The sequence below is a fragment of the Pseudoalteromonas sp. XMcav2-N genome, assembly GCF_024124545.1.
GTDB lineage: Bacteria > Pseudomonadota > Gammaproteobacteria > Enterobacterales > Alteromonadaceae > Pseudoalteromonas.
Map to the genome: position 1 here is coordinate 44,049 of NZ_JAMXSF010000013.1, position 12,205 is coordinate 56,253.

Annotated in this window: 12 protein-coding genes; 4 read left to right on the forward strand and 8 right to left on the reverse strand. The window is 46.7% G+C overall.

The window, feature by feature from the left end; genetic code table 11:
* Positions 1-52: 52 nt before the first annotated feature.
* The 3 genes from NH568_RS16355 to NH568_RS16365 all read right to left on the reverse strand — a co-directional run bounded on the left by NH568_RS16355 (position 53) and on the right by NH568_RS16365 (position 3,008).
* Complete coding sequence (locus tag NH568_RS16355; RefSeq protein ID WP_253048844.1) at positions 53-1,252, reverse strand: helix-turn-helix transcriptional regulator; 1,200 nt, start codon at positions 1,250-1,252, stop codon at positions 53-55.
* A gap of 199 nt (positions 1,253-1,451) precedes the next feature.
* Complete coding sequence (locus tag NH568_RS16360; RefSeq protein WP_253048846.1) at positions 1,452-2,405, reverse strand: heme-binding protein; 954 nt, start codon at positions 2,403-2,405, stop codon at positions 1,452-1,454.
* A gap of 303 nt (positions 2,406-2,708) precedes the next feature.
* Positions 2,709-3,008 carry a helix-turn-helix transcriptional regulator gene (locus tag NH568_RS16365; protein ID WP_082353206.1) on the reverse strand — a complete coding sequence of 100 codons (300 nt, stop codon included), beginning with the start codon at positions 3,006-3,008 and terminating at the stop codon, positions 2,709-2,711.
* Positions 3,009-3,225: 217 nt separating this feature from the next.
* Here NH568_RS16365 and NH568_RS16370 point away from each other — a divergent pair, with 217 nt between their 5' ends.
* Positions 3,226-3,672: a helix-turn-helix transcriptional regulator gene (locus NH568_RS16370; RefSeq protein WP_253048848.1), complete on the forward strand. Its 447-nt coding sequence runs from the start codon at positions 3,226-3,228 to the stop codon at positions 3,670-3,672.
* Between the two features lie 109 nt (positions 3,673-3,781).
* On the opposite strand, the gene NH568_RS16375 is transcribed toward NH568_RS16370, so the two are convergent.
* The gene (locus NH568_RS16375; protein ID WP_253048850.1) at positions 3,782-4,468 is read right to left on the reverse strand and encodes an NAD(P)H-dependent oxidoreductase; all 687 of its coding nucleotides are present in this window, start codon (positions 4,466-4,468) and stop codon (positions 3,782-3,784) included.
* A gap of 126 nt (positions 4,469-4,594) precedes the next feature.
* On the opposite strand from NH568_RS16375, the gene NH568_RS16380 reads away from it, so the two are divergent.
* Complete coding sequence (locus NH568_RS16380) at positions 4,595-5,464, forward strand: LysR family transcriptional regulator (RefSeq protein ID WP_253048852.1); 870 nt, start codon at positions 4,595-4,597, stop codon at positions 5,462-5,464.
* A gap of 82 nt (positions 5,465-5,546) precedes the next feature.
* Here NH568_RS16380 and NH568_RS16385 read toward each other — a convergent pair whose 3' ends face one another.
* From NH568_RS16385 to putP, 4 genes are all read right to left on the reverse strand, one after another.
* Positions 5,547-5,873 (reverse strand): hypothetical protein, encoded by a 327-nt coding sequence (locus NH568_RS16385; RefSeq protein WP_253048854.1) that lies wholly within the window; start codon positions 5,871-5,873, stop codon positions 5,547-5,549.
* Between the two features lie 2 nt (positions 5,874-5,875).
* On the reverse strand, positions 5,876-6,430 hold the full coding sequence (locus tag NH568_RS16390; protein WP_253048864.1) for a hypothetical protein: 555 nt from the start codon (positions 6,428-6,430) through the stop codon (positions 5,876-5,878).
* A 21-nt stretch (positions 6,431-6,451) separates the two neighbouring features.
* Entirely contained in the window at positions 6,452-6,625 is a 174-nt protein-coding gene (locus NH568_RS16395) for a hypothetical protein (RefSeq protein WP_253048866.1), read from the reverse strand.
* 361 nt (positions 6,626-6,986) lie between these two features.
* Complete coding sequence (gene putP / locus NH568_RS16400; RefSeq protein ID WP_290444297.1) at positions 6,987-8,465, reverse strand: sodium/proline symporter PutP; 1,479 nt, start codon at positions 8,463-8,465, stop codon at positions 6,987-6,989.
* 271 nt (positions 8,466-8,736) lie between these two features.
* Here putP and NH568_RS16405 point away from each other — a divergent pair, with 271 nt between their 5' ends.
* Positions 8,737-9,960, forward strand: a complete 1,224-nt coding sequence (locus NH568_RS16405) for an HDOD domain-containing protein (RefSeq protein WP_253048868.1) — start codon at positions 8,737-8,739, stop codon at positions 9,958-9,960.
* 185 nt (positions 9,961-10,145) lie between these two features.
* Positions 10,146-12,197: a TonB-dependent copper receptor gene (locus NH568_RS16410; RefSeq protein ID WP_253048870.1), complete on the forward strand. Its 2,052-nt coding sequence runs from the start codon at positions 10,146-10,148 to the stop codon at positions 12,195-12,197.
* Positions 12,198-12,205: the final 8 nt, after the last annotated feature.

The window sequence follows — 12,205 nt, forward strand, 5'->3', positions numbered from 1 at the left end:
TAACAATGACATCCTGGTGCGTCAGTTCACTGCAGTCGTCCTGCTCGACAGATCAGGACAACTTTTCTGAGAGCTGTTTGTGCTGTTTTCGGTACTCCCCTGGCGTTACTCCGGTATATCGTTTAAACGCCCCGTAAAACGCAGATCGTGAATTAAAGCCGCTGTCCAACGACACATCAAGAACACTCCTGTTCGGGTGCGCAAGCAACTGCGCCTGAGCATGTGTCACTCTCAGCTGATTAATGAAATCGAAAAAACTGACCTTTTTACTTTGGTTGATTGCCTGAGAAACATGGTGCCGTGAATGTCCACTTGCACAGGCCAAATCATGTAATGTCAGATCCGGGTTTAAAAAGAGCTTTTCATCCTGAACCTGGTGTTCAATCAGCCTGCAAAGCTCAGCAGCCAGCGTTTCAGAAAGGGCCGAATTAACGTACTTGTCTGTTTCGGATTTATCTAGAACAAGGTATTGATTACTTTGGATAAATATTTCTGGTTGACGCAAACCATAATAACTCATCAAATAGAACACAATCACAACGCCCAACTCGGAGAAGAAGAATACCCGCTCTCCGATTAGCCAGTCGTAGTGACACCCTATACCGGTACCATGATCAATACAGGCCATGGCATTCACCTCGATGGCCTCGTCGAGAAACCACAAACCATACAGCGAGCCAAGCATAAGCAATAATCGCTTCAGCCAGTTCAGATTTATCAGCTCAAGTGACGAAAAGTTATTTTCTGAGACTATCTGATAGGTGTTAAGTCGACGCCACGATAAAAACAGATAAATTGCGACCTGGATCATGGCCCCAAAAATAAACACATTTTCGTACCAGGACAGATACCAAACGGGTAAATCCGGCGCATACATATCACCATACAAAAACTGCCATTTACTCTGAGCATCGAGTAAATAAAAAGGCGTGGCACACAGCACGGCGATGAAAAATGGCAACAGGTGCGTGCGAACAAAAGGAAGGTAAGCTGGCGAAGTTAATCTGCGTACATAGTAGTAGAAGCAAGGCGCCAATAAAAAAGTAACGGGCTCCTGAAAGCCAATCAAATGAGGAACGTAATAAAACGCGCCACTTTCATCGAGCAAAATAAAGAACAGCAGCGCAACAAAGCACTGGATACACAAGGCGAGCATTCTGTTAGCATCATTCGCTGTATTTTTGCGGATGAGCTCATAACTGAGATACAAACCGTGCAGGCAACCCAAAGATAATATAACCAGTGTAAACATCTTGATTTATCCACATCAAAGCAATTCCCCGTTGTGGGTCATTAGCGTGTGGCTTTATTGTTAATTATTATCACATAGTGTGTTCCCTTATTGGCGAAAATGCAAGGCACTATATAGAGTGCCATTTTGTCATAAACTGGATGAGAAAATGGCACTGGGGCAAAAAGGTGTTTTACCAGTATGAAGCTAAAAAACTAGATTAAGTGGGTACCTTTTCCAGTGTATTGATGCTGATATGAGGCCAGCGGATCAATTCACCGGGCCTGTCTTTGCGATTAAAGAAATCCAGGATCACCGTTTGGGAATACTGCAGCCAGAGCCTGGGATTACCATTTGAGTCGGTTTCTGTCAGCTCGTATATCCAGAATGTAGAGTGCATCTCTGCTGCGTTCGCCTGACGAGTAACGAATGGAATATTGTTTACAGACCCCGACGCCGCGGTTGTACGTACTTCCAGCTTGGTCGTATTGCGTACCTTGCCATCTCTGAGTAAAGGCGCAATCGCCTTTTGTAACAGTGCATTTGCCTGAGTTGGGTCAAATACCCCTTCAAACGGATTGTCCCTGAAATGTTTATAAGGTGCCAGATAAGGGCTTGTATCAATATCCCCGGCGACTCCGATAGGTAAGCCATTCAGTGCCGGAATTTCGAACCCAGAATGAGACTGTGCACTTTTACCCAATGCGATCACCGCATCGCCATGAGGAATACTCGACAAGCGAGCAATATCCAGCTCATCGGTCAATTGATCGCGCATATGTAGCCATAATCCGGGCTCATGATGGATAGCCAGCCCAGGCTTGCCAGCCAGGCCCGAGTGCGGAAAATCATCCGCCGCAATCTGGTTAATAATTTGAGTGTAATCGAGTGTGGCAACGGATTGATCGTCGGGTATTCCCCTGTTTGGCACGCCTTTATCAACCAGATTGAAAGTCAGTGTTTCATCATATTGGTTCATCAGCAAACGATAATCCAGATCACCCGCAGCAAAAGGCAAGGCGATCATATTCCAGCCGTGCCCCTGCAGGTTACCGATATTTTGCCAACTGCCGGGTAGGTGGCATAGCGGACCCAGCTCTGAGTCTTGTTGCTCTCCGATAATAATTTTACGTTGGTTCTGATCAAATCCCAACTGTGATTTAGGTGACGACATAAAAAGCTCCTTGTACTTGCTTGATTGCTGCGCCCAAGTCGCTAACAACCCAATAGTGACAGGCACATAACAGGATGGGACTGCAAGCAGGAAGCCTTTCAGTTTGTCCAAAACAACAGGGAATAACAGGCAATCGAAAACAACCAACGACGGCTAAAGGATTCTTGCTCCCACAGCAAAGCTAGTACAGGAATGGAGATTAGACGAATAAAAAATAAAAACAGGGCACGAGCGTGCCCCGACAACACGATATGTTAGCTGGGGGGACCAGGCTGATAGGTATGCTATCAGAGGTTTTAAACGTCAGGCCGACTGCTTTTCATCGACTAAATCGCTTTGTGCCCCCTGCTCCAGCAAACTCATAAAGTTTGGCTGGCCAAAAATCATCATAATGTCCAGTAGTTGACAGGCTGATAAGTCTGACTTACCGCACTCCCAGTTAGAGATGGTTGCTTGATCAACAGGTGTGACAAGCTTCTTACCTAACTCTGCCTGAGTTAAGTTCATTTCTCTGCGCAGGCGACGGATCGCAGTTTGAATTTGCTTCCTGGCTGCTATTGTGTGTGCTTTACGCACAGATTCGTTTCTTCTAACAGTAGTCATAACATATCCGCTTATTATCAATCACAGTGTATTACACACCCAGACATAGAGTTCCAGCCTTTGGCGAGTAAGCCCCTAAACACAGGTCTTGAGTTTCACACTTAGCTGTTTTTGTTGTCGTTCAAGTGCTTATTTTTTCGTCCCCGTTAGACATTTGACTAAGAGTCATGTAGTCTGAACGGGTCAGGTGGATAAATAATTAACCGGATTGGGTCATATGTCAAATACTTTTGCTACAAGATTAAAACAGTTACGTATCAACTTGGGGTATTCTCAGGTTGGCTTTTCAGAAATACTGGATATTCCTACTGCTTCGTACCGAAAGTATGAAAAAGATGTTAGAGAACCCACCCTGTCTGTCGTCAGTAAGTTCTTTTTACACCCTGCGACTAAAGACAGTGCCCTGTGGTTATTAACCGGTGAGCAACAGATCCAGCACTCAGCACCGCAAGCCACGGCGCAGCCACCTTTGGTATTCCAGACTGACATGGAACAGAGCCTGATCAACAGTATTGCCAGTTCACTTGAGTTTATTGCGCATATGAAGTGGTTTACACCTGGTACACAAGCGGGTTATCAGGACTATGGACATATTATCCTGCGCGACCTGAAACCTTTACTTTTACAAGACAATGCCGCGCAGAGTGAAAAAAGACGAGCCTAGTGTTATTCGGTTTAGACAAGCCGTTTTAAATCGTCGTTATTGAAAAAACCAAAAGTAACCCAAAGCGACCACTTTTATTCAAGTGACCGCGCAGACTGACAGTCTGTGTTTAATCTACTAACAGCAAATTTTTGGCACACGCTAATGACAACGCCAAACTTTCTGCACGTTCATAAGCACTCGCCAGCGACTTTTGATGCCTTTCATCGTTAAATTCCTGATATTCACTTACTATCTCATAAACAGCGTCTGCCCCCAGATAACGGCTCAGGGTGCGTAAATGTGGCATCAGGTGATTGCTGCTTTCCCGAATTTCTGACTTGCCAAAGCCAAACTCTCCACACGAGGCAATGACAACCAGCGTTTTTCCAGACATCAGAGGGTGTAACGGAAAATCTCCCCGCTTCAGATCAAAGTCAAATGTTTTGTTTATCCGGATAATTTGGTCAAACCAGGCTTTTAGCTGTGCTGGCATACCGTAGTTGTACATGGGTGTAGAAATCACAACGATGTCTGCACGTGCTAATTCGTCGATGAGCGTATCGGAGAGCGCCAGCTGCTGCTTGTGATTTTCTGTTCTTTCACGCTCAGGGGTGAACACCGCACCAATCCAGTCCTGAGTAATAAACTGTGGAGGATGAATACCAACATCGCGATAAATATACTCATCTATCACACCTTTGCTTTGCCAGGTTTCGATGAACCTGTGTGCAATGCTCTTGGACAATGAATTATGCGATGGATTTGTATTACTAATGGCTCTGACACTTGAATCTACATGTAATATTGTGCTCATAAGAATGACCTTTTTGACTATTGAACGCAATATAGTGTGCGACACAGCGCACTATTGAACAAATGATACTATTGCACCTATGAATGAGTTAAAATCATCTATATCTTTCTATTCGGGATGCTGATTTTGGCTTTACATGTCTCCTTACAGGCGCTCAGAGCATTCGAGGCTGCTGCACGTCATGGCAGCTTTAAACACGCGGCAGAAGAGCTGGCATTAACACCCACCGCGATTTCTCATCATGTTAGCAAGCTTGAAGACCGCCTCAATGTCAGTTTATTTATTCGCCAGACCAGGAAGATAGTCCTGACCGATGCGGGCCGACTGCTAGCAACAGCCACAACCGAGGGGTTTACGCAGATAGAAACGGCACTGGCGAGCATCAGGCAACTTAATGAGGTTGTCCGGGTTACCACCACTTCCTCATTTGCGGCACTGGTGCTGCTCCCGGAGCAATTTGCATTTAATCAACACCATCCAGACATTGTGGTGCAGATAGCCAGCGGTGAGCTAATGGACTGCCAGCCACATACAGTCCCGATAAGGCTCGGTAATATCAAAGCGGTCCAGGCGCAGGACAGGCTGAATGTGGAGCATTACAATCTGTTTGGTTATCAGCACCTGGCGACGCTCAGCGCCTCTGGCACCCGTCCTGTTATCTACACCACCCGCTGGAAAAATCTGGCACTGTGTAAACCTCCTCTCGAGGCTTGGCTGGCAGAAAACGGCTTAAATAAAGCGGACTTTGATATCAGGGAATTTGATCAGGAACTATTCTGCGTACAACAAGCGATTGCAGAGAAAGCATGGGTATTTTGCTCAGAAACGCTCACTCGTCGGCTGTGCGCACTGGGTCAGCTAAGGCCCATAAGCAATACAAGCATAGCCTCAGAATTATGCTATTACATTCCCGGGAAAAACCGATTTCAGGACAACAAGACCAAAAAGTTTATTGCGTGGATACAAAACTTGATTTTACCCGACGCCGCGCCATGATATCGCCATTGAGGGAGGGGTTTGGTAGATAATTACCCAAAGCGGTTATCATCAAACAACCGCTCAGAGGCAAAGGACAGAATCACTTAACAAGCTTAAGTGTGACTTTTTCTTGTTTGGTCATCTGGTGGTTTTCTGCCCGGAACTCTTCAACACGGTCATATATATCTTTAACGCCGTAGTATTGCTCCAGGTTTTTTTCCGCGGCAAGTAAGTCACCAAATTCCATAACGATTTCATAGGCTTCAGCATATTTATCTTCCACCTCATCATCATCGTCTTTAGCAACGATAATCAGTGTTTTAAAACGCTGCTCAAATGGCCTAAGCCTTGCTCCCTTAACGATCATGGCCAGCATAAAAATGAGTGCCACTACAATTAATAAACCGCCGATATAGATTAATTCCATTATTATATCTCTCCCTTGGCAAGTCTTGATTCCATTAGCTTGTATAGCGGGTATTTGGCTAAAACAACAAATGTACTTACATTACATAGCATTACTACAGGTCCATAAACATAGAACAGAATTTCACTGTTAAGGTAACCTCTCAGAACTAGCTGAGCAAAATTCATAAGCACTGTCAAAAATGCCAAATAGGTTACAACCCTAGCAGTGGCAGAAAACGTGCACCCCCTAATTGCATGTAGTAAATACAAAACGAGGATAAAAGAAACACCATTGCAGACCATTGCAAAATAAAAAACTTGCCTGCCCTGCATTACTTCTAGGGGAAGATCTATAATATAGCTAGCTAGACTTCCGCTGATTGTATAGAACACTATGATAGCTAAAGATGATAGAAAGCATGAATGAAGTTCATGGTCGCTCTGCTTTTTCAAGGTACTTTTACCACCAAAAAACAGTTCAAAGCGATGTTGCTTAAAGCTGTAAAGCAGAAACAGAACAATAAACAGTTCTAATGTTCTAATAATCCACCCAGTAACTTGATAAAACTCATTCATGCTCGTTTAAAATCCTGCTGTTTACCCACCAAAAGTTTGTGTGGCTTCGGGAGAAAAACTTTGTGCGCGAGGTTGTGCACCGTCACCACCAGTTCCTCCAAATACCAACTGAACACTTTCAGCACTCAGGGCTGTTGTTCTTTTCGGTTGGGTCATTTTTGATTTTTTCTTTAAGCTCTTTATAAAAAACTTCATATTTTCCGTCCTTCTAATGAATTGAAAGGACCACCCACTAAGGTTACGCACATGTTAACCTTATTGCCATATAGTAACAAGCACTAATTGCCTTAAATTCACTGAATTGCGGATGATCTCGTACATCATGACATTGGCCAAAAAGCTTAATACTGACCGGATCACGATACTGTTCATGATAAGGAAAATTAGAAAAATTGGAACAACAAAACGACAAACCGGCCATTTCCCCGTCGATTTTCAGCACTCATAACTGACCCAATCTCAGGTTTAATTCGGCCCTAAACGCCATCATAGCGTGCTTTTAAAGGACAAAAAAGCCGCGGTCAACAAACCGCGGCTATTGATGTGGGTGCAACACTTATAGTGCTGTTTGCATTTCCTCGAACTTGTCTGTGATTTCAGTACTCGGCTCAGAGGTTGCCAGGCTTACCGCTAAAATCGCAATTGATGAGGCGATAAATCCAGGTACAATTTCATAGATAAACGCGCTAAGTGGCTGACCGTTAACAGTCACAGGGCCATAAATCCAGAACAATACCGTTGCAGCCCCCACTATCATGCCCGACAGAGCGCCTGCAAAGTTCATCCGTTTCCAGAACAAACTCAGTAGTACCAGCGGGCCAAATGCGGCACCAAATCCAGCCCAGGCATTACTAACCAGACTCAGAATCGTGCTGTCTCTGTCGTAGGCTAGGTAAATGGCACACAGTGACACCAGCGCAACGCTAATCCGACCAACCAGCACCAGCTCTTTGTCTGAGGCATCTTTGCGCAGGAATATCTTATAGAAATCTTCCGTCAACGAGCTGGAGCTCACCAGCAACTGCGAAGAAATGGTACTCATAATGGCAGCCAGAATCGCCGCAAGTAAAAAGCCTGCTATCAGCGGATGGAACAGCAGTTCTGATAAGATCAGGAAAATCGTCTCCGGATCTTCAACCACAATCCCATTCTCGTGAGCATAAGCCGCGCCAAACAAACCTGTTGTGATAGCGCCAATTGTCGCCACCAGCATCCAGCTCATGCCAATGCGTCGTGCCGTAGGCATGTCTTTCACGCTGCGCACCGACATAAAGCGTACAATGATATGAGGCTGGCCAAAATATCCCAATCCCCAGGACATCGCAGAGATGATGCCAATTGCGCCACCGGCACCAATCCAGGTAAGCAGCTGAGGATTAATGTCGTTGAGTGTGACGCTGAGCGGGTTATCCAGCAGTGAATAAGTCACAGCGGGTACCAGAATTAACGCCAGGAACATAATACACCCTTGCACAAAGTCGGTCAGACTGACCGCCAGGAACCCGCCGAACAAGGTGTACAAGACCACCACACCGGTCGTGATATACAGGCCTGATTCGTAGCTCATACCAAAGGAGTTTTCGAACAGTTTGCCGCCCGATACCACTCCTGCCGATGTATACAGGGTAAAGAAAATAATGATCACCAGCGCCGAAACAATACGCAGCGCATTGCCTTTGTCTTCAAAGCGATTAGCAAAATAGTCTGGAATGGTGATCGCATCATTGGCCAGTTCGGTGTATACCCGCAGTCGCGGTGCCACCAGTAAATAGTTTAAAAACGCACCTATCACCAGGCCTATAGCTATCCAGGTGCTACTGAAACCACTGACAAACATGGCGCCTGGCAGACCCATAAGGATCCAGCCACTCATATCCGAGGCACCCGCAGATAAGGCCGCGACACTAGGTGAAAGACTTCTGCCACCTAACATATAACCCGATACGTCGCTGGTTGACTTACGATACGCATACAGTCCGATACCCAGCATGGCGATGAAATACATGGCAAGTGAGATCATAGTGCCAGTTTCCAAAATTACCTCCTTTAGTCCGGGCTTCTCTCCACAATATCAGATGCTGTTATTTTCTTAGCTGAGATTGGGACAAAAGCCATTGCGAAAGGCCCACTATAACATGGCAAAGATCACCACCCAAGTTACACGGGGTGAACTGAACATGAATTGCGCGCAAACACACTCATACCTTAATACCAAAAGCTGAAACAAGCTGAATTAATTAATGAAATAAGGCTGAGATTGCCTTATATTGGTGTGCAGTAGAAGTATTCAGTCAGGTGTATCTTTCATGTATTTTTATGCCGCCAGGCAGCCAATCCTAAATAAAAACAAAGAACTCGTGGGTTACGAGCTGTTATTTCGCGACGGGTTAGATAATGTCTTCCCGGAAATTGATGGTTCCGAGGCGACCTCCAGGTTGATTGAAGGCAGTCAGTTTAACTTTGGCCTGGAAGATTTAACCGACAATAAACCCGCCTATATTAACTTCACGCTGGAAACCTTACTCAAAGGCTATCCCACTATGATGGGACGTGAGCAGCTGGTTGTCGAAATTCTTGAAACAGTGCAACCGGGCAAGCGCTTGCTTGCCGCCGTGCAAGATCTCAAGAGTAAAGGCTACACCATAGTGCTGGACGATTATCAGCACCAAAAAGTGTGGCGACACTTCTATCCGTTTATCGATCAAATCAAAATCGACGTGCTGACCACAGATATTGAAACCATTAAAGAGATTAAAGACGCCATCGCGCCGTTCAAGAATATTGAACTAGTTGCTGAAAAAGTCGAAACACATGAGCAATACCAGCAAGCACTTGAGCTTGGTTTCAGTTACTTCCAGGGATTCTTTTTTGCCAAACCCGAAGTGGTTCAGAGTAAGACCTTACCCCCGTCTGAAATGGCACTGGCGGAACTGTTATACGAAACATCAAGTGTCGACGTTGACCTAAAGCGAATTACTCAGGTATTCGAGCGCGATGTTAACCTCAGCTATAAATTACTGCGTTACTCTAACTCAGCCGCGTTTAAGCGTCGCGCCGAGATTTCTACCATTAAGCAGGCTCTGGTCGTGTTGGGTAATCAGGAGCTTAAAAAGTTTTTGTCTTTGCTATTTGCGTCGCAGGTTTCCTCAGAAAAGCCGCTGGAACTGGTGCGTCTGTCGCTCACTCGCGCACGCTTTGCTGAACTATTGGCGGTTAAGCACAAAAAGCTCAAGGACACGGGTATGGCCTTCCTGGCGGGCATGATGTCGCTGATGGACGCCATCTTGGATGAAAGCATGGACAGCGTCATGAATAAGCTGCCACTGGCCATTGAGATCAAAGATGCCTTGTTAAAACAAGAAGGCTTACTGGCCAGCTACCTGACGCTTATTACGTTGTATGAACAGGCAGACTGGCAAGGTGCGAATGAACTGGCGCAGCAGTTGAGCCTGGACCCGGACCTGCTGCCAGATTATTACCATGAAGCGCTGCAGTGGTGCGACCAACAAATGGAAGTGATGTCAATATAGCACTGTCAGTTGTTTACTGGTTTACCAAACAGCCCCCTTTTCGGTGGCTGTTTTTGTTTCAGGTCAATGTTTTTTGTTTTCTCCGCTTAATTCGGTTCAAGTGCGACAATTTGTCACATCCCAAGCTTTTGTCTGACAAGTAAAATTCCTCTCAACAAAAACGTGAAAACACTTTGGGATGAATCATGACCAGAAACCTTATTTGGCTTGCGGTAACGACCGCCTTTTCTGCACATAGCCAGGATGCACAACACGACACACACACAGATAGCCTTGAACGCATCGTGGTTATCGCGCCTATGCATAGCCCGCTGGATATCAAAACCGACCCTAAGGCGCCCAGACAGCCTTTACCCGCACAGGACGGTGCCGATCTGCTGTCCAGCATCGCCGGTTTCTCTTTGGTTAAAAAAGGGGGCGCCAGCAGCGACCCGGTGTTTCGCGGAATGGCCGGGTCGCGCCTCAATATTATTACCGATGGAGGCCTGACACTCGGTGGCTGCGGTGGCCGTATGGACCCACCCACGGCCTATATCACGCCACAAACTTACGATACTCTGACTGTGATCAAAGGACCGCAGACGGTGCTTTATGGGCCCGGAAATAGTGCTGCCACAGTGATTTTTGAGCGTGAATCGGAGCGCCTGAGTGAGACAGGCTGGCAAGGCTTTGCCAACGCAACCTTAGGCAGTTTTGGTAAGCGTATGGTGAATGCCGATATCAAAGGCGGTACACAAGACTTCTATGCCCGAATGGCCGCCAGTAAAAGCGATGCCGATGATTATGAAGATGGCGAAGGTAATTCCATTCACTCCGCGTATGATAAATGGAACCTCGACTCCGAGTTTGCCTACACTCCGGATGACGACAGCCTGTATAGCCTGAGCCTTGGCCGCAGTGATGGCGAGGTCGCCTATGCCGACCGCATGATGGATGGCAGCAAGTTCGATAGAAATCATGTTGCGCTGAACGTTGAGTTGAGCGAACTAACAGGGTTTGTTACTGCGTTGGAAGCCAATGTGTATTACAACAACATAGATCACATCATGGACAACCACAGCCTGCGACCATTTACCCCCAATATGATGATGAAAACCCCCACTTCATCCAACCCGGACCGCCGTACCTGGGGAGGCAAGATCATGCTCACTTCTGCCATCAATACAGAGCACACATTGCGTTACGGGGTCGATCATCAGCAAAACCGCCACCGCATTCGCGTCAGCATGAACCAGCCAATGATGCCGGTGGAAACGCTGCCTCGCCGTGATAATGCCGAGTTTAAACAAACCGGGCTATTTGGCGAGTTTGAATACGCACTCAACACAGAGGGCCCAAAGCGCAGCCAGTGGGTCAGCGGGCTGCGTATTGATGACTGGTCAGCAACTGATAAGCGTCAGCAACTTGGCTCCATGATGATGCCAATGCCTAACCCAACGGCCGACCAGACGCGTGATGACACCCTCTGGAGCGGATTTACACGCTATCAGGTCCAGCATAAAGATATGAGCTATTACATCGGTGCCGGGCGCAGTGAACGTTTCCCCGATTACTGGGAGTTAATGGGTGGCGGACGCCGGAGTATAGATAGCATGAGTGCCTTTTTGTTAGAAACGGAGAAAACCAATCAACTGGATATCGGCTGGATGTTACAAAAGTCCGGCATGACAACGTCCGTCTCTTTGTTCTACAACCGTATTGACGACTATCTGCTGACCGACAATCGTTATGAAGTGATGGACAAAACACTGGCGGTTACCCGCAACATAGATGCTCAAACCATGGGCCTCGAAATGGAAACCCGATTGGCGCTCAGTAAACGGCTGAATTTCACGACCAGTATCAACTATGTGCGCGGCAGTAATAAAACGGATCATACAGTGCTGGCTCAGCAACCTCCGTTGCAGGCCCGGTTCGCCATGGATTACACGTTGGACAAGTGGCAGGTGGGCGGTTTATGGCGTCTCGTAAAAAGTCAGAATCGCGTTGCCATTGGCCAGGGTAACATTGCCGGTCAGGACGTTGGACCCAGCCACGGCTTTGGTACACTGGCATTGAACGTGTCCTATAGCCATTCAGATGAACTGCTATTTAGCCTTGGGGTCGATAATGTGCTGGATAAAGCCTATGCCGAACACTTAAGCCGCGCCGGCGCTATGGTCAGTGGCTATGCGCAAATTGATAAAGTCAATGAAGCTGGCCGCACGCTATGGGCCAATGTGAACTGGCGCTTCTGATCCCGGCA